At 69.0% G+C, this 21,612-nt stretch carries 16 protein-coding genes and 1 pseudogene; 4 read left to right on the top strand and 13 right to left on the bottom strand.

Annotated elements, in window-relative coordinates:
• The first annotated feature begins 54 nt into the window (after positions 1–54).
• The 3 genes and pseudogenes from OG609_RS37030 to OG609_RS37020 all read left to right on the top strand — a co-directional run bounded on the left by OG609_RS37030 (position 55) and on the right by OG609_RS37020 (position 2,484).
• Positions 55–726: a TetR/AcrR family transcriptional regulator gene (locus OG609_RS37030; RefSeq protein WP_327276811.1), complete on the top strand. Its 672-nt coding sequence runs from the start codon at positions 55–57 to the stop codon at positions 724–726.
• 297 nt (positions 727–1,023) lie between these two features.
• Positions 1,024–2,148: pseudogene (locus OG609_RS37025) on the top strand (saccharopine dehydrogenase); the annotation flags it as partial.
• Positions 2,122–2,484, top strand: coding sequence for an oxidoreductase C-terminal domain-containing protein (locus tag OG609_RS37020; RefSeq protein WP_327278315.1), 363 nt, complete (start codon positions 2,122–2,124; stop codon positions 2,482–2,484). The pseudogene OG609_RS37025 and the gene OG609_RS37020, both read left to right, overlap by 27 nt.
• 599 nt (positions 2,485–3,083) lie before the next feature.
• Here OG609_RS37020 and OG609_RS37015 read toward each other — a convergent pair.
• The 4 genes from OG609_RS37015 to OG609_RS37000 all read right to left on the bottom strand — a co-directional run bounded on the left by OG609_RS37015 (position 3,084) and on the right by OG609_RS37000 (position 7,753).
• On the bottom strand, positions 3,084–4,634 hold the full coding sequence (locus tag OG609_RS37015) for an alpha/beta hydrolase (RefSeq protein WP_327278314.1): 1,551 nt from the start codon (positions 4,632–4,634) through the stop codon (positions 3,084–3,086).
• A gap of 397 nt (positions 4,635–5,031) precedes the next feature.
• A complete protein-coding gene (locus tag OG609_RS37010; RefSeq protein ID WP_327276810.1) occupies positions 5,032–5,973 on the bottom strand; it encodes an ornithine cyclodeaminase family protein in 942 nt (313 codons plus the stop codon).
• A complete protein-coding gene (locus tag OG609_RS37005) occupies positions 5,970–7,103 on the bottom strand; it encodes a pyridoxal phosphate-dependent aminotransferase (protein WP_327276809.1) in 1,134 nt (377 codons plus the stop codon). The genes OG609_RS37010 and OG609_RS37005 overlap by 4 nt, the downstream gene beginning before the upstream one ends.
• Positions 7,100–7,753, bottom strand: coding sequence for a helix-turn-helix transcriptional regulator (locus tag OG609_RS37000; RefSeq protein ID WP_327276808.1), 654 nt, complete (start codon positions 7,751–7,753; stop codon positions 7,100–7,102). Before OG609_RS37000 ends, OG609_RS37005 begins: the two co-directional genes overlap by 4 nt.
• 733 nt (positions 7,754–8,486) lie before the next feature.
• Between OG609_RS37000 and OG609_RS36995 the strand changes: the two genes are divergently transcribed.
• Positions 8,487–10,082, top strand: a complete 1,596-nt coding sequence (locus OG609_RS36995; protein WP_189281706.1) for a PucR family transcriptional regulator — start codon at positions 8,487–8,489, stop codon at positions 10,080–10,082.
• 76 nt (positions 10,083–10,158) lie between these two features.
• Here the strand turns inward: OG609_RS36995 and OG609_RS36990 are convergent, their stop codons facing one another.
• From OG609_RS36990 to OG609_RS36950, 9 genes are all read right to left on the bottom strand, one after another.
• The gene (locus OG609_RS36990) at positions 10,159–10,593 is read right to left on the bottom strand and encodes a hypothetical protein (protein WP_327276807.1); all 435 of its coding nucleotides are present in this window, start codon (positions 10,591–10,593) and stop codon (positions 10,159–10,161) included.
• A gap of 445 nt (positions 10,594–11,038) precedes the next feature.
• Complete coding sequence (gene menC / locus OG609_RS36985) at positions 11,039–12,145, bottom strand: o-succinylbenzoate synthase (RefSeq protein WP_327276806.1); 1,107 nt, start codon at positions 12,143–12,145, stop codon at positions 11,039–11,041.
• Positions 12,142–13,041: a GNAT family N-acetyltransferase gene (locus OG609_RS36980; RefSeq protein ID WP_327276805.1), complete on the bottom strand. Its 900-nt coding sequence runs from the start codon at positions 13,039–13,041 to the stop codon at positions 12,142–12,144. Before OG609_RS36980 ends, menC begins: the two co-directional genes overlap by 4 nt.
• Positions 13,042–13,055: 14 nt before the next feature.
• Positions 13,056–14,243: a M20/M25/M40 family metallo-hydrolase gene (locus tag OG609_RS36975; RefSeq protein ID WP_327276804.1), complete on the bottom strand. Its 1,188-nt coding sequence runs from the start codon at positions 14,241–14,243 to the stop codon at positions 13,056–13,058.
• 1 nt (position 14,244) lies between these two features.
• The gene (locus tag OG609_RS36970; RefSeq protein ID WP_327276803.1) at positions 14,245–17,625 is read right to left on the bottom strand and encodes a serine hydrolase; all 3,381 of its coding nucleotides are present in this window, start codon (positions 17,623–17,625) and stop codon (positions 14,245–14,247) included.
• A 70-nt stretch (positions 17,626–17,695) separates the two neighbouring features.
• Positions 17,696–18,721, bottom strand: coding sequence for an ABC transporter ATP-binding protein (locus OG609_RS36965; protein ID WP_266364209.1), 1,026 nt, complete (start codon positions 18,719–18,721; stop codon positions 17,696–17,698).
• A complete protein-coding gene (locus tag OG609_RS36960; RefSeq protein WP_327276802.1) occupies positions 18,718–19,683 on the bottom strand; it encodes an ABC transporter ATP-binding protein in 966 nt (321 codons plus the stop codon). Before OG609_RS36960 ends, OG609_RS36965 begins: the two co-directional genes overlap by 4 nt.
• Positions 19,680–20,633, bottom strand: a complete 954-nt coding sequence (locus tag OG609_RS36955; RefSeq protein ID WP_327276801.1) for an ABC transporter permease — start codon at positions 20,631–20,633, stop codon at positions 19,680–19,682. Before OG609_RS36955 ends, OG609_RS36960 begins: the two co-directional genes overlap by 4 nt.
• Positions 20,630–21,595: an ABC transporter permease gene (locus tag OG609_RS36950; RefSeq protein ID WP_266364203.1), complete on the bottom strand. Its 966-nt coding sequence runs from the start codon at positions 21,593–21,595 to the stop codon at positions 20,630–20,632. Before OG609_RS36950 ends, OG609_RS36955 begins: the two co-directional genes overlap by 4 nt.
• Positions 21,596–21,612 lie beyond the last annotated feature (17 nt).

Genomic DNA, 21,612 nt, shown 5'->3' with positions numbered 1-21,612 from the left:
CCCTCCGAGAGATTCATTACGTACCGACACGTAATCTAACACTAGACTGGGGGGATGGTTGAAGCGAAACATGCACCCAGCAGCCGGGCCCCGGGCGGCCGCCCTCGCGACGCATCCATCGACCAGGCGATCCTCGATGCGGTGCTCGATCTCCTCGACGAGGTCGGGTACGCCCGGCTCACGGTGGAGGCCGTAGCACGGCACGCCGGCACGACGAAGCCGGCCGTCTACCGGCGCTGGAGCACCCTGCCCAGCTTGGTGCTCGACGCCCTGACCGCTCGCCTGGGCCATCTCAAACCCCCCGCAACCGACTGCACGATCTGCGACCTCAGTGACGCGATCAAGCTGTACGTCGCCGCATTCCAGCGCATGCCACCGGACGTACTCGCCTCACTGCTCGCCGAATACGGCGACGATCCGCAACGCCGCGAGACGTTCATGGCCGCCCTCTTCGACCCGCCCCGGACCGCCGTCGGCCAGGCCCTCGACGCCGCCATCGCGCGCGGCGACCTGCGCGACGACGTCGACCGGGACCTGCTGCTCGACCTGCTCGCCTCGCTGGTCCACTACCGCGCCTTGTTCGGCCACGCCGTCACCAGTGACGACGAGGCGGAGCAGGCTGTGCACACCTTGCTGCGGGGAGTCGCGGTCGACTATCCGAAGCTGGTGGAGATCAGCCGCAAGAAGGACGGAGATCCGCAGATCCACCACCGCCACACGGGGTGACGCGGGCCACCCGGAGCTCCGCCGCGTCCCAGTCGGCGGGCAGCAGTCGAAGATCAGGCCGCCCACCTCCTCCCCCTTGATCCACGTCTGATCCACGCCGCCTCACGGTGAACGCCCCTCGAGTGCAAAGCCGAGACGTCACAGCAGCACGGCCGAGCCGTCCTTGCGTGCCCCGACGAGTCATCGCCGACGCGGTCAGTGAGCGAGGCGGATCGGGCCCGAGTGCTTCCAGCACACCCCTCCCGCGGCATTCTCTGGCCGCTTGACCTATGTTTCGTCTTTGACGCCGACGGACCTGTGCTCCTGGTCGGGGGATACGGCACGGTCGGCGCGGAGCTCGCACGGATGGCGGCCCCGTCGTGGCCACTGGTACTGACGGGACGGACCGTGCGGCGCGGACAGCCGCTGGCGGACGAGACAGGCGCGGAACTGCGCACCTGGGATCTTGCGGACCCGGCACCGTTCCGGGCGGGGATCAGCGCAGTCGTCACCGTGGTCAACGATCCGGACGACCGGGTGCTGCGCGCCGCGGTCACCGGCGGCGTGCCGTTCGTGGACATCACACGCTGGACCACGCGGCTGCAGCGGGCGGCCACCGTCGCGGCACTGACGGGCCCGACCGCACCGGTACTGCTGTCCTCCGCGTGGATGGGCGGTGTGACCAGCCTCGTCGCTACCTGTCTCGGCGACCGGCTGGGCGGCGTGGACACGGTCGACGTGGCCATTCGCTGGGACCTCGCCGACCGGGCGGGCGCGGACTCGGTGGAGTTCATGGACTGCCTCGGACTGAACTACGAGGTGATGCGGGACGGGCAGCGGCACACGGTCATGCCGCTGAGCGACGCCCGCCGCGTCCGTTTCGGGGAGGCGCTCACCCGGGTCGCGAGGATCGACACCCCCGAGCAATTCACTCTCCCCCTCACCCTCTCCGCACAGACCGCAACCACTCGGATCGGCTTCAGCTCGCCCTCATCCACGACGGCCCTGCTGGCCGCCAAGCGGCTCGGGTTCTTCCGCTGGGGCCGCGGCGAGCGCTTCACCGGTGCACGCCGCGGATTGCTGTACGCCCCCGGCGAAGGAGGCACGGCCCAGCTCCGCGTCGACGTCACCCGCGGGGGCAACACCCTCTCCGCGACCGTGACCGATCCGGCTGGCCAGGCCCATCTGACCGCTCTGGGCGCCCTGATGGGGCTGCGCCGGGTACGCGGCGAAGACGGCGCCCCCGCACCGAGCGGCGTGGTCTTCCCCGTGGCGCCAGCCACGGAACTGGCGGCCGACGCCGGCCTCGAGGTGGGGGACGGCATCCGCGTCGACGCCTTCCTCACCACCTCCGACCCGGATGTCTCCGCCCTCTGTGACTGCGCCGACTTCCCCAGCGTCCATGCCGGTGCGGTGATCCGGCTCGAATCGGTCCAGAACGCGGTCGACCAGGCGCGGTGCGTCGCCGCCCGCCTCACCGGCACCCCCGCGCCCTACGAGGCCCTCCCTTGGTTCTGGACCGAGCAGTTCTCGGCGAAGCTCCAGATAGCCGGCCTCGGCCGGGACCACGACCGCACCACGGTACTCGGCGACCCGGCGACCGACGCGTTCTCCGTCCTGCGGTTCAAGAACGGCCGGCTCACGTGCGTGGAGTCCGTGAACGCACCGGGGGACCACATCGCCGCCCGTCGCGTCCTCGCATCCGGCAACACACCTGGCCCCGCCGAGGCGGCGGAGGACGGATTCTCGCTGCGCGACTGGGCCGCACACACCACCTGACAGTGCCCGCCAACTGCGGTCGTCAGTTTCCGTCCGAGCGCCCGTCCGGTGAATCCTCGCTTTGTTCCCGAACGCACTGTCTCGTCGTGCGCTCGCGGTGTTTGCCGACGCAATAGAGCCCCGAGACAGGCGGCACAGAAATGAAACCCGGATCACCCTGTTGCGATCGAGGGCCGCGGACGTGCCGACGCTCACCGTCGATCGTGAGGTTCGCGTGACTCTGCACGACCGGGAATTTCGGCCAGACCCGCGAAGAGGCTTCACGGCCGCCGTGAGCTTTCCATCCCGAACACGGCGTCTACCCGGTCGGAACGAACCCCCACGGCCGCACCCCGACCTTCCTGACCATGACCGGTGTGAGCAGGCGTGCTCCTTCCTCCCGCCCCGGCACGAGACGACCACCCGACCGCAAGACCACCCGGCCCGCCCCATGCCACGACGTGCACGCAGTCTGCATGCCAGACGACACGACAACGGCCCTGCCAGCGGCGGGTGTTCACGCCCGTCTTCCGTCCCTGCCCACTCGGGGATGCGGGGAGCTTGGACGCCCTCTCGAAACTGCGGCCTGAACAACCCGGCGAACCTATGCAGTCACAGCGCTATCCGGCCTGCTTGGAGCAGGTCTGGTCACTGGCGGGCAGCTTGCCGGTGGCCAGGTACCGGTTGACCTTGTTGTCGACGCAGAGGTTCTCGTAGACGCCGTAAATCGCGTGCCGGTTGGCGCCCTTGAGGGTGACCAGCTTGGAGCTCGGCAGCAGGCCGTGCAGGGCAACGGCACCCTTGTGCGGGGTGCGCGGGTCGCCGGTGGCGGACACGATCAGCATTTTGGCGTCGTGCTTCACCTCGGTGGGCTCCTCGCGGGGCCGGTCCCAGAAGGCACACGGGCTGATGTTGTTGGTCAGCGCGCCGAAGCGCGGGTACGCGGTCCGGCTGTGCTCGATGTCCCGCCAGTAGACCTCGGGGTCGCGCGGGGCCGCCCTGTCCCCGCAGATGATCGCGGACTGCACGCTGCCGTGGTGCGACTGTTCGGCGGTCATCGTGAACCGCAGGGTCGCGGCGAACTGCGGCGACAGCCGGGTCGGCTGCCCGGCCGCGGCCTTGTTCAGCACGGACACCTGATCAGCAAGGGATGCCCGGGACGTGCCGGTGTCGCTGTCGCCCCCAACGAGCAGGACCAACGGGATCTGGGTGTCGTCGAGTTGGAAGCTCTCCGGGGCGGTGCCGACGGTCAGCGGGCCGCGCGCGGATGCCTTGATGACACGGTCGATGGTGGCGAGGACCTGGACGCGGGTGCGGCCGAGGCCGTAGGTGTCGTTGCGGACGGCAGCCCATGTGGCCCAGTCGGCCAGCACCTGCTCGTTCTCGCCGACGGCGTCCTTGAGCAACCGGGGGCCGTACTGGCGTGGGTCGAGGGCACCGTCCAGGATCACGCGATCGGTGCGGCCGGGGAACATCTGGGTGTATACGGTTCCCAGGTAGGTGCCGTACGAGTAGCCGAAGTAGGAGATCTCCTTCTCGCCGAGCGCGCCGCGGATGACGTCCATGTCGCGAGCCGTGTTGCGAGTGCTGACGTGCGACAGCACGGAGGAGTTGGTGGCGCGGCACTTGGCGGCCAGGTCCTTCTGGAGGGCGACCTGGCGCTCGAAGCTCGCCCGGCTGAGACCGGCCGAGAAGAGATTGGTGCCGACGGACCAGCCACAGTCCAGCGGGGTGCTGCGGCCGACGAAGCGCGGGTCGAAGCCGACGATGTCGTAACGCGGGCCCGTCTCCTTCATCCGCGCGTGGAATTCCGGCGGGGACTCAAGGGCGGTGCCACCGGGACCGCCGTTGTTGAGCAGGATCGAGCCGATGCGGTGCCGGGTGTCGGTGGCCTTGAGCCGGGATATCGCGACCGTAATCGTACGGCCCCGGGGGTCGGCGTAGTCGAGCGGCACGGTGACGTCCGCGCACTGCACGTCTACCTTGTCCAGATCGCGGCCCTTGGTGTCGCCCGGACCCTTGGCACAGCTGCCCCAGCCCAGGCGCTGATCGTAGTAACGGTCGAGCCCGGCTCCGTACTTCGGCGCCGTGGGGGCCGCCGTTGCCGTGGCGGTGGGGACGGCGCCGAGGCAGGCGGCGAGGGCGAGGCCCACGGCCGAGGTGCGGCGCATGGCGGGACCGGGGGTGATCACGAAGTCTCCTTGAGATGCTGGGTGTTGGGGTCGGGAGTGCCTACGCATGCGCCGCTTTCCCCGTGGGTACGGCAACCGCTGCACCGGCCGCCGCGGTGGCCAAAAGTATTGGGGACCGGTCCGGTTGACACCTGCCAAAGGGGGATCTCTTCGGCCTGTTCCGTATAAGACCGACCGGCAAATGGAGGGCGGGAGAAGGAGCGGGGTCTGGTGCGTGCAGCTGCAAGGCGGAGGAGGGAGGCAACGCGAAGGGGGTCCCCCCTGGCCCTAAAGGCCTTGGGGGAGTACGTGCCGGACCCCGCGACGCCGCCCTCCATTTGCCGGTCGGTCTAAGTCTCACACCGTCTAAATCACACGTTCCCTTCCAGTTGGGCTTTCAGAGCAGGAGTTGGTCGAGGACGGCTGAGGCGAGTGCCGCGTCGAGTGCTCCGACGCCGGTGAGGTCGGCGACCGTGATCGCGGTGTCAGAACGGTCGACGGGTGTTTTGAGCAGCAGGCCGGCGGCGATGTCGCCGTCCTGGGTGGTGGCACCGGCGCGGACGGCGTGGCCGAAGTCGCCGTGGTCGAGGCACTGGGCGTGGTCGTCGGTGGCGATGAGCTCAGCGCGGTGGAAGAGCGCTGGCGGGAGCTCGTTCTTGTGCGGCATGTCCGTACCGATGCCGGTCACGTGTGCTCCCTCGCGTACCTGGGCGGCATCCAGGACGGGGACTGCCGCCGGAGTCGTGGTGATGACCATGTCGGCGGTGACCGCCTGTTGTGCCGAAGCCGGCCGGGCAGGCAGGCCGCGCGCTTTGAGATCGTTGCACAGGGCGGCGGCTTTGTGCGGGTTGCGGCCGTGGACGAGCACCGCGCCGACCGGGCGGAGTTTGGCCAGCCAGATCGCCTGGAGGCGGGCCTGTTCGCCGGTGCCGAAGACGGCCAGGGTGACGGCGCCGGGCCGGGCCATGGCATGGGTGATGAGCGCGCCCGCGGCGGCAGTACGCCAGGCAGTCAGCAGACCGCGGTCGTCCAGGAGCGCGCGTACCTGTCCGGTGCGGGCGCTGACGACGCAGACCAGTCCGTGGTTGGTCGGAAGGCCGAGAGCGGGGTTGCGGTAGAAGCCGGTGGCGATCTTGACGGTGAAGTCGGTGGCGCCGGTGATCCAGCCGGCTTTGACGTGACAGTCCCCGTCGGTTTCGGGGAGGTCCATGTGCAGCGGCGTCGGCACGCTGGTGCGGCCCTCGGCGTGCGCGACCAGCGCGTCGCGGACGGTGTCGAGGACCAGTTGTAAGGTGGCCGTCTTCTTGATGGCGGCCGTGTCGATGACGGGGAGGGTCATCGGCGCGCTCGCATCCACGCGGCGAAGGCGGCCAGGCCTTCTTCCGGGTTGCGGCGGCCGATGCCGATGCGGAACCGGTCGGCGGGGGTGGCGGTGAGTTCGGAGCGGTAGATACTCGCGGGCAGCAGCAGGACACCGGCTTCCTCCACCAGGCGGGTGCAGAACTCCGCTACCCCGTCGGCGCCGAGGTAGCGGGGGTAGGCGACGCATCCGCCGTCCGGCGCCTGCCACTCGAAGTCGTCCACGAACTCGGCGAAGAACGCCTCGAAGGCCGGCAGGTTGGCCGCGATCAGGGCCCAGTTGCGGGCCAGGATCGTCTCGCGGGCCTTCAGTGCGATGCGAGCCAGGACCTCGCTGGGCGCGGAGTTGCAGATGGTGGTGTAGTGCTTGGCCCGCTCCAGGCGCGAGCGCAGGGTGCGGTCGCGGCAGGTAATCCAGCCGATGCGCAACCCGGGCAGCCCCAACGACTTCGAGGTCACGTTCAATGACAGTGCGCGCTCGGACAGGTCTGCGGCCTGCGGCAGGGTGCGGGCGGGGTCGCGTTCGAGTCCGCGGTAGACCTCGTCGCTGAACAGGTGGATGCCGCGCTCGTCGCACAGGCCCGCGAGGGCGGTGAAGTCGGCGGTGTCGATAACCTTGCCGGTGGGGTTGTTGGGGAAGTTCACTGACACGATCCGGGTGTTGGGCCGGATGGCCGCCGCCACCATGTCGAGATCCAGGGCCCAGTCCCGGTCCGGATCGAGGGCTACGCCGGTGACCTCGCACAGCGCCAGAGGCACGGTCTCGGCGGCCTGGTAGTTCGGGGTCACCACCACCGCGTGGTCGCCCGCGTCAAGCAGGACGTTCATCGCCAGGTAGAGGGCTTCCTCTGCACCCGCGAAGCAGATGACGTCGTCCGCGTCGGCGTGCTCGTAGCCCTGGGCGATCACCTCGCGCAGGGCCGGGTCGCCGAAGGTCTCGGTGTAGCCCAGGGACAGGTTCTCGAAGGCCTCGCGATCCTTGTCCTCGGCCAGGGCGAGCAGTTCGCTGAGTGTCATGGTCTGGACGTCGGAGGCGGTCAGGTGGTGGCGGGCGGTGAATTCCCAGCGGGAGAAGTACGTTTCCAGGCGGAAGTCGGGCAGCCGGGTCATGGTTGTCGGTCCTTTGCGCTGGGTGCTCTGAGTTCGGCCAGCAGGCCGTAGACGGTGGACCGGGACACCCGCAGCGCCCCGGCGACGGCAGGGGTGGCGCGGCGCACCGCGAACACCCGGGCCTCGTCGAGGCGGCCGAGGACGGCCAGGCGGTCCTGGCGGGTCATGCGTTCGACGGGGCGGCCCATTTCGCGGACGTAGGTGCCGATCACGTGCTGGATGCGCTCGGACCAGTCCTCCTCGAACAGCGGCTCGGGGCTCTTTACGGTCGGCGCACCGAAGGCGGACAGGACCGCCGCGGCCTGTTCCAGCGGAGTGCGGTCGAGATTGATGCACAGCACCGCAGACGGCTCATCCCGCGCATCCCGCAGGACCGCGCTGACCGATGACAGACGGCGACCGTCCGCGAGCAGCTTCTCGTACGGCCCGTACACGTCCTGCGCCGACGGGTCGAGCTCGTCCAGTTCGCCGAGCAGCGAAGGATCCCCCGGGCGGCGGGAAGTCATCGGGTTCCAGATCTCCAGGACTCGGTCGGTCTCAGGGTCATGCAGAACGACCTCGGCGTACGGGCCGAGCAACAGCGCGACGGCCCGGCACACAGGCGCCCACATCCGCACACGAGGGTCCCGGCCCTCTTCCACGTTTCCCATATTTGGACAGTACATCCAGGCCAGACAAAAAGTCCACACCAGTCCACCGGGATCCTCTCGCGGTAAATCCGGCATCTAACTCGACTGAAGAGCGCCACCGAAGAAGCCACGCAGCGGACGACGACGCCGTCGCGGCGGTACACCGGTTCGTCCACGCGGCGGCGGACCTGCGAATGGGCGCGGTCATCCAGCACGACCACCGGGCCAACCAACCCCGCCTTGGAGCTGGCCGCTTGGAAGATCTCCACGGTTCGAGGAGATTGACACTTGAGCAGCGATCGAACCTGCTCCGCGGAAAGCAACCCAACAGGCTCCCTTCGATACTCGTCCAGCCCTGGAAACCGCCGAGATACTCACAACGCCAGCCATCTCAGCGGTTGTTGCGGCACACCGCCTCGAGCCAAGAAGGCTTGCAGGGTTCTTGATCACGGCGCGAGGGCCGGTCTGCCGCCGCAGCGGATGCCCATCTCTCTGCGGACAATGGCGCCCCCGTCGGCGGGGCCCCAGCTCGCTCGCCGCCGACGGGTACGGTGAGCCTCTTGCGCACCGTTCAAGTAGTGGCGCGTCACGGGCGGTTCAGGTGAGCGCGAAGGTGTTTTGGGCCGCAGCCGGCAAGGCACTGCCCTGCTTCAACTGGGGTCAGCCAAGCGGGAGCGTCTGGCTCCGGCCGGGCCGCAGCCAGAGGTTCCGGACGAATACTGGGAAGCAAGCCAAATAGGGGGTGCATCTTCGGATGACGGTATCGGTGCTCAGGCAAATCCTCGAAGCGCTGGGACCGGCGCCGCTGCACCTTCTGACTGCGCAGGACGGAGCCGATGTACCGGTGTCCGGCGCGCTGATCCACGAACCGCGTGCGCCGCTGCCACCGATGCGAAACGCCATGCTCTTCGCTGTGGGCGTGCGGCCGACGAGCGTCGAGGCCGGCGAGTTGCTCGGGCAAGCGGCGCTGGCAGGTTACACATGTTTGGTCATCAAGCGCTACGGCGAGTCAGCCGGCCAGCTGGTGGCCACCGCATCGGAGACAGGGATCTCGCTTCTGGCAGCGGACGAGGACATGGCCTGGCATCATCTTGATGCCCTGGTCTCCTCCGTTCTGGCGGAAACCGGGCGCACCGTTCATGGGGCTGGTGCGCCAGCCGTCGGGGACCTGTTCGCCCTGGCCAACGCGATCGCGGCCATGGTTGGCGGCGCGACGACCATAGAAGACCCGCGCCAGCGAATCCTGGCGTACTCCACTCTGCCCGACCAGCCGATCGATGAAGACCGACGACAGGGCATTCTCGGCCTGCAGGTACCCGAACTCCCGGCGAACGGTGCACTATACCGCGAGGTGCACGGCACCACGTTGGTTCAGAGGTTCACCGACCCGAGCGGCCTGCCTCGCCTGGCCGTCAGTGTGCACGCCGGGAGCGAACTGCTCGGGTCGATCTGGGTGGTCGACGCCGGCACTCTCGACCACGATGCCGTGCAAGCCCTCTCGCAGGCCGCGGCGACCGCCGCGTTGCACCTGCTGGCGGCGCGTACAGCCGCTGATGTCGCCCGCCGCCAGCGCGCCGATGTGCTCCGACGGCTGCTGGCCGACCCGGCTGCCGTCAACATCGTGGCGCCGCAGCTCAGCCTGAACCCGGACGTCTCCGTGGCCGTGGCCGCCTTCGTCGTTGTGCCCCGCGACGGCGATGGCATCGCCACCGCGCAGGCGGCCACGCGGCTGGCGGACCTCGTCAGCGTGTACGTCGAGGCGCATTACGGGCGGCACGGGTGCGCGCTGATCGAAGGCACCGTCTACGCTCTGTTGCCAACGGGGCCTGCCGGGCAGTCGTACCACGACTTCGTGGCCAACATCGCCCGGCGGGCGATGTTGGCCCTTCGGATTCCCATCCATGCCGCACTCGGTTCCCACGTCGCCGGGCTGCACCTGGCGGCCCGCTCACGCCAGGATGCCGATGTGGTACTAAAGGTCCTCGCTGAGCGGCCGGCCGAGCCTGACATGCCCTCCGTCGCCACCATCGACGAGGTCCGGGCGAGCGCGACCCTTCTGGAGCTGACCGAGGACCTCGCCGGCAATCCCCGGATGATGCAAGGGCTGGGACCTGCCATTCGGGTCTACGACCGCGAGCACGCTACGGCCTACGCCAGAACGCTGCTCACCTACCTGGACGCCAACAGCGACATCGCCGCCGCCTCCCGCCGGCTCAACGTGCATCCGAACACGTGCCGATACCGGATCACGCGCGCCGAGGAAATCTTCCGATTCAGCCTTGCCGACCAGGATGAGCGCCTCCTGCTCTGGATCCAGCTCCGGGTCAGCGACCGGTTCACCACACAATGACGCTGTCAAGCCGCACCTGTGGCCGGGAGTTCACGTTGGAAGCACCGTCCGACGCGGATCAGGTCCCACAGGACGATCACCCGTCGCCGAGCCAGCGCGAGAACAGCCTGGGTGCGCCGCGTACCTTGGCGCGCTTGCGCTCGTAGAAGCGCCGCAGTTGCGGATGCTGATGACCGCGGAGCGTAGAGACGCGTTGCAGGCCGCGGTGGTAGTGCTGGCGGCGGTCGGCGGTGCCGTATCGGCACATGACGCCGGCGGTGGCGGCGAGGAACTCCGCGCCCAGCAGCGGGCCGATGCCGGGCATGCTGGAGATCACTTCGGCGAGTTCCTGCTCGCGAAACCGGACCGCACTGAGCTTGTCGAGCTCTGCGATGTACTCGTTGAGGACCATCACCTCCTTCGCCAGGGCACGGATCACCTGCGCGGTGATCTTCTCCCTGGTAACGGCGGTGTGCTGGCGCCCGGTCCAGGCGTACACCGACTGCCGAGGCGCCCCAGCCTCCCGGGCCACCTGAACAACAGGAACGCCATCAAGGACTCCACTCGCGGCCTGACCACCACACCAACGGTGTCCTTCAAAGCGGAACAGGCTCAGTGGTCCCTGCGGGTGGCTCGGACCACAAGCGTCAACGGTCGGATCAGGTGCTCGGTCACGTTGCCGAGCGCGAGCGTCAGCACCCGCCCGTCTCTTTCCAGGGACGAAGCCCGGATCAACAGAGGGCGTTGTGCTGACGTCGACGCTCGACAACCTGGCCGCGACGGCGGGAGGAGCGGCGGCCGGCCTCAGCGTTCAAGGGGTCCGGACCCCGGGAACCCACGACGAGTACGCCCAAGCCCCTCCCGGCATCTTGGAACCGCTGAGCCGGTCTACATTTCAGAGTTCACATCTCGGACGATCCGTGGGCTTCAGCGGCTCCAACTACTGCCCAACGAACGGCCAGATCGCGTCCAGCGACCTACAGAGGCAGCCACTGGGTACTGGTGGTGACTGCCTTCAGCTCGTCGGCGAGGGGCATGACGCCGATGCCGGGGCCTGTCGGCACCGGAAGGTGGCCGTCGCTCAGGACGAACGGGTTCGTGATGTCCGTTCGGTAGTAGCGGTCCGAGGCGGATGTGTCGCCGGGCAGTGTGAAGCCGGGCAGTGCCGCCAGTGCGATGTTCGCCGCCCGGCCCAGACCGGTCTCCAGCATCCCGCCGCACCACACCGGCACGCTATGAGCGACGCAGACGTCGTGGATGCGGCGAGCCTCGAGGTACCCACCGACGCGTCCGGGCTTGACATTGACGATCGAACACGCGCCGAGCCCGATCGCGTCAGCAGCTGCGCGGGCCGATGTGATGGACTCGTCCAGGCAGATGGGCGTGCGGACAGCTTTGGCCAGCTCGGCGTGGCCGAGGATGTCTTCTTCGTCGAGCGGCTGCTCGATCAGCAGCAGGTCGAAGGGGTCGAGCCTTGCGAGATGGCGTGCATCGGCGCGTGTGTACGCCGTGTTCGCGTCGACCTGCAGCAGCACGTCGTCGCCGAACCGCTCGCGTACCGCGCGTACCGGTTCGATGTCCCATCCGGGTTCGATCTTCAGCTTGATGCGGACGTATCCCTCATCGAGGTAGCCTCCGACGGCGTCGAGGAGCTCGCCGATGGAGGACATGATGCCGACCGAGACCCCGCAGGGGACACGGTCATGTGCGGCGCCCAGCTCCTGCGCCAGCGGCCGGCCCAGGGCGCGCAGTTCGGCGTCGAGTACGCCCATCTCGAGCGCCGCCTTGGCCATCCGGTGTCCCTTAAACCGGGCCAGTGCGGGTGCGACGGCGTTGGCACTCAGCCGATCGTGCGCCGCGAGGGCGGGAATGAGGAAGCGGCTCAGTACATCCACCGCGGCGTCGGCGTACTCGGAGGAGTACAGCGGATCGACCGTGGCGACGCATTCTCCCCAGCCCTCCGCCTCGTCGGCAACCACACGCAGGAGCAGGGCTTCGCGCTCCGTCTCGGTGCCGAATGAGGTACGGAACGGTGCCACGAGTGGCAGGCGGATCCGGCGGAGTTCCACTCCGGTCAGTTTCATGCGTGCTGCCCTTCTGTTGTGTCGCGCTTGAGGACGTACCAACCGGATTTGTCGAATCCGGCGATGTGGAGGTCATCCGCCATCGCTGCCGTGAGCACCTCACGTACCGCGGTGCGCCACGCCCGGCCGCGTTCGGGCTCTGCCCCGCGCAGCGACGCGATGTCGGGCGGCACGGCCACCAGCAGCGTGTCGCCATCCGGCACACCGGGCACCGGCGACCCGTCGTCGGAGCAGGCGAGCGCCACCACGGCTCCGCGTCGCTGCTCGGACTCCGCGTCGCACGGCCGGACTGTTCCGGCGCAGGCGGCCACCACTTCGGGCGTGCGCAAGGACCACCGGACGAACAGCCGGTCGGTGTCATCGTCTCCGTTGATGCCGTCGTGCACGCCGCCGTAGAAGTTGGTCAGGTACTCCGGGGCCCCGGCAGCGAGTTTGGCCAGATTGAAGTACGCATTACGGCTGACGAGTGGGTCGAAGGTCCACGCGATCTCCGAGACGCCACGCGTCATCGCCCAGGCGCGCTGGTGCAGCTTGAGGGCGAAGCCGACGCTCCGGCCGTATGCCGCCGCGGACACCCCGGCGATGTGGCTGTGCATCGCCTCCTCCGCAGGTGGGCGGAAGAAGCCGACACACGCGCCCACCAGCTGGGGGCCATCGAACGCGCCGGTGACGTAGTTTCCGGCCTTGGCCAGGGCTCGCAGGAGTTCGGACGTCACCGGCGGGCTCGACGGGTCGGGGCGCCAGATCGTGTCGTAAAGCCTGTGCACCGCTTCGAGTTCACCGAGCTCGACGACCTCCCGGACGTGAACGCCCGCTGCGCGCGCGGCCAGGTCTGCGGCGTTCACCGCGGCATCAGCGCCCGGATCCGCACCGGCGCGGAGACTGTACGAATCCACCACCCGCTCCATTCTCATTCTCGTGACCTCGTCCGGGAACGTCGTGATCGGCTCGCTGGGGAGGGACCGGCCGACGCCTCGTCGAGCAACCCCGCGACGAGCGCAGCAACCAGGGCGGCACATGCGGGTAACTCGGCAACCAGCACATGCTCGTCGTCGGCGTGGGCGCCGCCGCCCACCGCGCCGAGCCCGTCCAGCGTGGGTGTGCCGACGCCGGCGGTGAAGTTGCCGTCCGAGCCGCCACCCACCGCGGCACGGATTGGTGGAGGCAGTCCGAGGTCGGCGGCCACGGCCACGGCGCGCGCGTACAGGGCTGCTGACGCCTCCGCGGCCAGCGGCGGACAGTTCGGGCCGCCCGTGATCTCCACGCGCGCACCGTCCAGCGTCGGCTGCAGGGCGCGCATCGCGGCGTCGATCCGGTGCTGCTCGGCGACGTCGCGGACCCTCACGTCGACCGTGAACTCCCCGGCGGCCGGCACGGTGTTCGACGTGAGACCCGCCGACATCAGCGTCGGTGTGACCGTCGTGCCCCGGTCCGGGTCGGCGAGCGCGGTCACTGCCAGCACCTGATGAGCTGTCTCGACGGTGGCGTTGACACCGCGCTCGGGTTCCAGACCGGCGTGGGCGGCCCGGCCCGAGACGGCCACCTCGTACTGCGAGACGCCCTTGCGCTCGGTCTTGAGCGCGCCGCCGTCGGCTGCCGCTTCAAGCACCAGAGCCGCGGCCAGGCCGGTGGCCTCGGTCTCGATGAGCGTCCGCGAGCTGGGCGAGCCGATCTCTTCATCGGCGTTGATCAGAATCGTCACGCCCGAGGGGTCGGGAAGGCGAGCCGCGGCGTGCATCGCCAACACCAGACCTGCCTTCATGTCGAAGCAGCCCGGGCCGCGCAGCACGCCGTCGGCGACCGCGAACGGATGGGTCGTCAGCGTCCCGATCGGCCATACGGTGTCGTGGTGCCCGAGCAGCAGCACGCGGGGCGGCCCGTCACCGAGGCGCCAGCGCAGGTGCGTACGCCCGTCCAGGACGATGCGTTCCGGGGCCACTCCGAGCCGCTGTGCGCCGATCCGTGCCACCGTGTCCGCGCTTCTGGCGAGCGCGGCCAGGTCGCTGGACGGCGACTCGCATGTCACGAGCGCCTCGATGTCGGCGAGCATCTCCGGCAGCGCGGCGGTCATGTCGGCGCCAAGAGTTGTGAGGTCCATGTCAGTCCGCCTTCGGTGTAGCACGCGAGGCGACGTGCAGATACCGCTCGCCGGTCGGCAGGGCGTAGAAGGTCACCGGAACCCAGGACTGCTCCTCGGGCTCGTGGACGACGAACAGGTTCTCCTTGACCGGCACCATCGCCTGCTCGGTCTCCGGACCGGGCGTCAGCTCGGCCGGCGGGCCGGTGACCGTCGTCCGCAGGATCGGACCGTCGTCCCCGTCGAGCACCTCCATCCGGACGCCCGCCCGCTCGTACGTGCCCAGATGGGGTCGTACGTCCTGCGGCACGGGCAGGGCCGGTGGGCCGAGCGGTGGCGGCATCGCGACGTCGGCAAGCTCGGCAAAGATCTCGCCAAACAGGTCCTCGTACAGCCCCGTCGTGTTGCCGCCGTTGGTGAGCAGAGCGACTGCGAGACGCTCGTCGGGCAGCAGGCGCAGGTAAGCGTCCTGTCCGATCGTCGAGCCGTCGTGCCCGAGGAGCCGGCGACCGTCCCAGCCGATACGGGACCAGCCGAGGCCCCATGAGTCGGCGAGGTCGAAGTGGTCCGGCAGTTCCACCTGGAAATCGGCCATTGCCGCGGCGCTCGACTCGGTGAGCAGCCGGGTGCCATCGTGCGCCGGCCCGCCGGCGAGGTGCATTCGCGCGAACGTGAGCACGTCGGCGACAGTCGAGCTGATCAGGCCGGCGGGCGCCACCGCTCGTGGCAGTCCCCACACCGGTGCACGCACTGGCTCGGTCGCACCGTCGGTCACGTGCCCAACGGCGGTGCGGTGCAGCAGCGCATCTTCGGGCAGCGTCATCGTGCGCTCAAGGCCCAGTGGGGTGAAGAGCCGCTTCCGTATGGCCTCGTCCCACGTGTCGCCGGTCAGCTTCTCGATCACCCGGCCGGCCAACGAGAAACCGGCGTTGCAGTAGGACCAGGTCGCGTCCAGCGGATGGTTCTGCGCCACGTCGGCCAGCAGTGCCACGTACTTCTCCAGGCAGTCGTCCCCTCGTCCCGTGTCGGTGAAGACGTCGCCGTCGATGCCGCTCGTGTGCGTGAGCAGATGCCGCATGGTCACGCGCTTGGCGACGTCCGGCTCGGAAAGCCGCAGTTCGGGCAGGACTTCGGCGATCGGGGTGTCGAGGTGCAGCAGACCCTCGTCGACGAGCTGCATGACGACCGTCGCCGTCCAGACCTTGGTGATCGAGCCGATCTGGAATACGGAGTCGGTCGTCGTCTCGACACCGGTGTCCTTGTTGAGCACGCCGTACGCGGCTTCGACGAGCTCGTCCTCCCTGCCGGAACCCATCCGCAGGATGCCGAGCGTGGCTCCGGGTACGTGGTGGTGCTCGGCCAGCGTGGTCAGCCGGCGCTGCCAGTGCGCGGCGTCGAGGCGGGGCCGTGCAGGTCCGGAGCTACTGCCGGCGTACTGCTCGACCCAGTCCACGATGCGACGGTTGAAGTCGATCCGCTGCGACGGCGGCCCGTCGAGGACGAACAGGTGCGATGCCTCCGGGTAGAGCACGAGCCGGGTGGGTACGCCGCGCCCTCGCAGCGCCGTGTGCCACTGCTGGGCCTGGCCGACCGGGCAGCCCAGGTCTGCCGCGCCGTGCAGGATCAGGGTCGGCGTCCTGACCTGGTCGACCCGGGTCAGCGGTGACATCGCCGCGTAGCGGTCCGGGGCGGTCCACGGAAGGGCGCCGAGTTCGGACAGGCCGAACAGGTGGGCGTCATCGGCGGTGCCGGCCAGGCTGACGAGGTCGCTGATCACTCCGCCCGTCACCGCGGCCGCGAACCGGTCGTCCCGGCTGGTGAGGTAGCAGGTCAGATATCCCCCGTAGCTGTAGCCGGAGACAGCCAGCCTGGCAGGGTCGGCGATCCCCGCTGCCACGAGATCGTCGATGGGTTCCAGGAGGTCCTTCGCATCGGCCTCGCCCCAGGCACCGAGCGCGGCATTCCAGTACTGCTCGCCGTACCCGTCGCTGCCACGCGGGTTCAGCAGCAGAACGGCCCAGCCACGTGCCACGAGTTCCTGGTGGTAGAGCTCCACCTCGTTGGCGGCACCGTTCCATGCGTTGTGCGGTCCGCCATGGATGTCCAGGAGCAGGGGGCGTGGTCCTTCCGCGGCAGGATCGTGGATGAGCCAGCCATGGACGACCGTGCCGTCGGAGACGGTGAACTCCCGTTCCTCTCGCGGGAACAGCTCGACGTCGGCCAGGCCAGCTCCGTGTTCGGTCCGGACTGTTTCCGCGCCCGTCGCGAGGTCCACGGTGACGATCTCGCCGAACGAGGCCGGCGTGCCGAGCACGATGACGGCCGTGTCACCCGCCACCGACAGGCCGTGGACGTTCCGCCCGGTGCCCGCGACGAGTGGGCGGGGTGTGCCACCGTCGGCGGACACCGCGTACAGGTGGGTACAGCCACGATCGCGGACGCAGAACAGGATCGTGCGACCGCCGTCGCCGAACTGCGGCAGGGCCCCGGGGTAGCTCGGGGCACCTGGCATCACGTTGCGGTCCAGTGCGGCGGCCGGCTCGACCGGTGTGCCGCCGTCCAGCGGAACGCGCAGGAGGCGGGCGTGGCCGGCCGGTTCGCCGGCAGTCCCCACGACGAGGAGTGCCCTTGCGTCCGGCGTCCACAGGATCGGACCGGCGAACCCGTCGGGCAGGCCGGCCGGCTCCGGCCTCGCCGGCTCGCCGGTCACGTCGAGGACGTACACGGGCATGCGGGCCCGCAGATCCGCGTCCGGAGCCATCGCCGCGGCGAACGCCAGCCGTGTCGAGTCCGGTGACCAGGCAGGATAGTTGGCATGCCAGTCCCCCTCGGTCACCTGGCGGCATCGCCCGGTGGCCAGGTCGAGGACGTGCAGGTGGCGGCGTACGACGCCCAGCAGACCCGCGCCGTCCTCCTGATAGGTGAGCCGGTCTGCGACGAGCGGCGCGCTCGCACGGGCCGCGGGCGACATGCCGTCCGAGTCGGCCGCGAGCGGATCCACCGCTGCCACGAAGGCGATCTTCGTGCCGTCCGGGCTCCACACGGGCGCACCGGCCCCGAGCGGCAGTGTGGTCAGTTGCTCGGCCTCCCCGCCGTCGGCGGGGAGCAGCCATATCTGCGGTGCCTCGTCCCGCGTGCGCAGGAAGGCGATGCGTCCGCCGTCCGGTGACCACGCGGGTGAGGTGTCGGCCGTGCCGTGGGTCAGTTGCCGCGGCCGGCCGGTGCGGGTGCCGACGCGCCAGATGGCGCGCACGTTCCGGTCGGCTTCCGCGTCGCAGGTGCGCAGCACGTAGAGGCACTCGTTGCCGTCCGGCGACAGTGCCGGCTGCTCCGGAACGGCGAACGTGGTCAGGTCGTCGATGCGCTGGCGGCGTGGCGCGCGCGAGGGCTTGGTCAGTGTCATGGGCTTCTTCTCGGTCGGAGGGTGTGCCGGGGATCTTCGAGGTCAGCAGGTGTTCCTACGGCGTGAGGGCCTAGGCGAGATGGCAGGCGACCTCGTGGGCCGGGTCTGTCGCGTCCGACGGGAATCGCAGATGTGGATCGGCCGTCGTGCACTGCGCTTCGGCGACGGGACAGCGGGTGCGAAACCGGCAGCCGGACGGCACGTTGGCCGGGTCGGGGGCCTCGCCGGTCAGAATCTGTGGCGTCCCGGCCTTACGGGGGTCCCGGTCGGGAACCACCGACAGCAGGGCCCGGGTGTAAGGGTGGCGCGGGGCGCGGACCACCGTCTGCGCCGGCCCCTGCTCGACGATGCGGCCCAGGTACATGACGGCGATGCGGTCCGCGAAGTGGGCCGCGGTGGAGAGGTCGTGAGTGATCATCAGGATTCCCATCCCGGGGTCGCGGCGCAGCGCGTCGAGGAGGGCGAGCACTCCGGCACGGACCGAGACGTCGAGCATGGACACTGGTTCGTCGGCGAGCAGCAGATCAGGGCCGAGGACCAGCGCCGCGGCGATCGCCACCCGCTGACGCTGCCCGCCGGACAGCTCGTGCGGGTAGCGGTCGAGGAAGGCCCCCGCCGGCGCGAGGCCAGCCCGTTCCAGGGCCTCGGCGGCGAGCCTGGCCCGGTCGCTCCGCGAACCGCCGATACCGTGGATGAGCATCGGTTCCACCAGCGTCTGACTGACCCGGAACCGTGGATCCAGCGATTCGTAGGGATCCTGGTAGATCATCTGCATCCGTCTGCGCAGGGGGCGCAGCCTCCGTTCGGACAGGCCGACGATCTCGGCTCCGTCCAGCTGGATCGAGCCGGAGGACGGCGTAACCATGCCGCTGATCGTCTGGACAGTCGTGGTCTTCCCGCAGCCGGACTCGCCGACCAGGGCGACCATCTCGCCGCGGGCCAGGCTGAGGCTGACTCCGTCGACTGCATGCACCCAGCGCCTTGTTTGGCGTGCCAGTACTTGGGTCAGTCCGCGACGCACCGGGTAGCGTGCCGCCAGTCCCTCCACTTCCAGCAGTGATTCCGCCGCTGGTGCCGCCGCGTGCGGCGTGCTCATTTCGCCCCCTGGAGTTCGTTGCGGTGACAAGCGGCACGGTGGTCCGGGCCGGTGATACTCAGCGTTGGGTGCTCGCCGTCGCACCGCTCCATTGGCACGTCGCACCGTGGCCGGAACGGGCAGCCGGCGATGACGGAGTCCAGCCGAGGTGGCCCCCCGGGGATCGTGGTGATCCGCTCCTCCCCGTAGAGGTCGGGTGTGGCGGCGAACAGCAGCCGGGTGTAGGGATGGCTGGCGGCATGGTAGAGATCGGCGACCGGCCCGTCCTCCACGATCTCGCCGCCATACATGACGGCGGCCCGCTCACAGGTCTGAGCGACCACCGGCAAATCGTGCGTCACCAGAATCAGCGCGAGGCCCAGCTCGTCGGAAAGACGGGTCAGCAGTTCCAGGACCTGCGCCTGGACCATCACGTCCAGCGCGGTGGTCGGCTCGTCGGCGAGCAGGATCTTCGGCTCGCAGGCGAGGGCCATCGCGATCGCCGCACGTTGGCGCATGCCGCCGGAGAACTCGTGCGGATAGCGTTTCCCGGCCGCGGCGGGGATTCCGACCAGCTCCAGTAGTTCACTGGCGCGGCTGCGGGCCTCTGCCCGGTCCGCGACGCCGTGGTAGACCATCGGTTCGGCGATTTGCCAGGCGACGGTCTTCATCGGGTTGAAGGCGTTCATCGCGCCCTGGAACACCATGGCGATGTCCCGCCAGCGGAACGGGCGGACCGATTCCTCGCCGCCGCACAGAATGTCGGTGCCGTTGATACGGACCTCGCCCGCCACCGAGGCGGTCGGCGGCAACAGCCCCATCAGCGCCAGGATCGTCGTGGTCTTGCCGCACCCGGACTCACCCACGAGGCCGAACCGTTGCCCCGCATCCAGGTCGAAGCTCGCCCCGTTGACCGCGTGCACCTGGCCGCCGTGCGTCTGGTCGAACCAGACATGCAGGTCCCTGCACTCCAGAAGGCTCATATCGCGTCCTCGCCTCTTCCGATCAGCGGGCGCAACCGCCAGCGGCGTACTGAGAGATGGGCAACCTTCAACCGGGGGTTGAGGGTGTCTTCGATGGCCTGACCGAGCAGGAAGCAGCCGACGATCACCGCGGCGATCACGAATCCGTCCGGGACGATCGCCCACCAGGCGCCGGAGCTGATCGCGGTGCGCTGGAACGCGTTGTTCAGGATGGTCCCCCAGGTCGTTACGCCGGGGTCCTCCAGGCCCAGGAACGCCAGTGCTGTCTCCAGGTAGATCGCCACGGCCACGGTCAGCACGGTGTTGGCGACCAGGAGCGGTCCGACCTGCGGCAGGATGTGCCGTCCGATGATGCGGGCGTTGCCGGCGCCCAGTCCGCGCGTGCGTTTGATGTAGACACGCTCGCGAATCGACATGACCTCGGCTCGGATGATCCGAGCCGTGGAGGTCCACTCGAGGATGCCGATCACCATGATCACGTGGAGCAGACTCGCCCCCCACACTTCGGCGATCACCATGGCGAGCACCAGGTCGGGAATGACCAGCAGGTAGTCCGTGATCCGCATCAGCGAGGTATCGACCCAGCCGCCGAAGTACCCGGACAGGATCCCGAATCCGCCACCGATCACCATGGAGATCAGGGTGGCGGCGAAGCCGACCAGCAGCGAGACACGCCCGCCCTGTATGAGTTCCGACAACATGTCGATGCCACCGTCGTCACAACCGAGCCAGTGCTGCGCCGACGGCGGGGCGTAGACCGCGCAGGTCTGTGCTGTCGCGCTGTACGGCGATATGTAGGGCCCGATCACGGACAGAACGACAAAGAACACGATGACGGCAAGGCCCGCGACCGCGGCCTTGTGCTCACGCAACGCGGTGCGAAGGAAACCGCTCCGGTGTGGACCGACGACCTCCGCGCTGGGTGACGCTTTGCTGATCTGCACACTCATCGCTGGATCCTTGGGTCGAGTCGGGCGTAGACCAGGTCGGCGAGGAAGTTCAGGAGGATCACCGAGACGGTCAGGATCAGGAATCCGCCTTGCAGCATGGGGTAGTCCCGCTGGCTGACTGCGGTGTACATGGCCAGGCCGATACCGGGCCAGCTGAAGAGCACCTCGATCAGCACGGCGCCGCCGACTATGTATCCGAGGTCCAGAGCGATCAGCGTGACCATCGGCAGCATCGCGTTGCGCACCGCATGCCTCCAGACGATGCGCCGGGCCGGCAGACCCTTGGCCCGCGCGGTCAGGACGTAGTCCTCTCCGAGAATCTCCAGCATCGACGAGCGCACGACCAGCGTGTAGCCGCCGTAGGCGGTCAGCATCAGTGTGCCGACCGGCAGGATCGCGTGTGTACCGATGTCACCCAGGTGTTGCCAGAACGGCGCGGGCTCGAAGAGGAACTCGTTCATCATCCCGCCCGACGGGAGGACCCCGGCGAACAGGATCAGGAGCACCAGACCGAGCCACTGGCTGGGCAGCGCGTACGCGAAGATCGCCAGGTTCGTGCTCAGGTGATCGGCTACTGACGCGCGCCGCCAGGCAGAAATGACTCCCGAGAAGACGCCCGCAACGATCGCGGCAACGGTACCGGCCAGCACCATCGGCACGGTGTTCATCAGGTCCGCGATCAGCAACTCGCGCACCGGCTGCCGATGGGCGAACGAAATACCCATGTCCCCGTGGCAGAGGTTGCGCAAATAGATCAGGTACTGCTCCCATTTCGACTTGTCCAGCCCGAACTCCGCGGTCAGCGCGTGCTTGAGCTGGGGGCTGGCGTGCGGCACCCGGGCCATGTTCGTCACCGCGTCACCCGGCAGCACGCGAAAGAGGAAGAAGTTGGTCGTAACCGCTACAAAGATCGTGGTCAGCGCGAACGCCGCTCGCTTCAACAGATGTTCCGTGCGGTTCACGGGCCTCCCCCTTCAGC

It is taken from the genome of Streptomyces sp. NBC_01224, assembly GCF_036002945.1.
Lineage (GTDB): Bacteria > Actinomycetota > Actinomycetes > Streptomycetales > Streptomycetaceae > Streptomyces.
Note: the sequence above shows the minus strand (reverse complement) of the source record. Positions and strands in the feature narration are given on the sequence as shown.

What these genes read in the sequence shown, in the direction of transcription:
- OG609_RS37030 (WP_327276811.1), top strand. Translation starts at nt 55, where the DNA reads ATGGTTGAAGCGAAACATGCACCCAGCAGCCGGGCCCCGGGCGGCCGC.
- OG609_RS37015 (WP_327278314.1), bottom strand. Translation starts at nt 4,634, where the DNA reads ATGCGCCGCACCTCGGCCGTGGGCCTCGCCCTCGCCGCCTGCCTCGGC.
- OG609_RS37010 (WP_327276810.1), bottom strand. Translation starts at nt 5,973, where the DNA reads ATGACCCTCCCCGTCATCGACACGGCCGCCATCAAGAAGACGGCCACC.
- OG609_RS37005 (WP_327276809.1), bottom strand. Translation starts at nt 7,103, where the DNA reads ATGACCCGGCTGCCCGACTTCCGCCTGGAAACGTACTTCTCCCGCTGG.
- OG609_RS37000 (WP_327276808.1), bottom strand. Translation starts at nt 7,753, where the DNA reads ATGGGAAACGTGGAAGAGGGCCGGGACCCTCGTGTGCGGATGTGGGCG.
- OG609_RS36995 (WP_189281706.1), top strand. Translation starts at nt 8,487, where the DNA reads ATGACGGTATCGGTGCTCAGGCAAATCCTCGAAGCGCTGGGACCGGCG.
- menC (WP_327276806.1), bottom strand. Translation starts at nt 12,145, where the DNA reads ATGAAACTGACCGGAGTGGAACTCCGCCGGATCCGCCTGCCACTCGTG.
- OG609_RS36975 (WP_327276804.1), bottom strand. Translation starts at nt 14,243, where the DNA reads ATGGACCTCACAACTCTTGGCGCCGACATGACCGCCGCGCTGCCGGAG.
- OG609_RS36970 (WP_327276803.1), bottom strand. Translation starts at nt 17,625, where the DNA reads ATGACACTGACCAAGCCCTCGCGCGCGCCACGCCGCCAGCGCATCGAC.
- OG609_RS36965 (WP_266364209.1), bottom strand. Translation starts at nt 18,721, where the DNA reads ATGAGCACGCCGCACGCGGCGGCACCAGCGGCGGAATCACTGCTGGAA.
- OG609_RS36960 (WP_327276802.1), bottom strand. Translation starts at nt 19,683, where the DNA reads ATGAGCCTTCTGGAGTGCAGGGACCTGCATGTCTGGTTCGACCAGACG.
- OG609_RS36955 (WP_327276801.1), bottom strand. Translation starts at nt 20,633, where the DNA reads ATGAGTGTGCAGATCAGCAAAGCGTCACCCAGCGCGGAGGTCGTCGGT.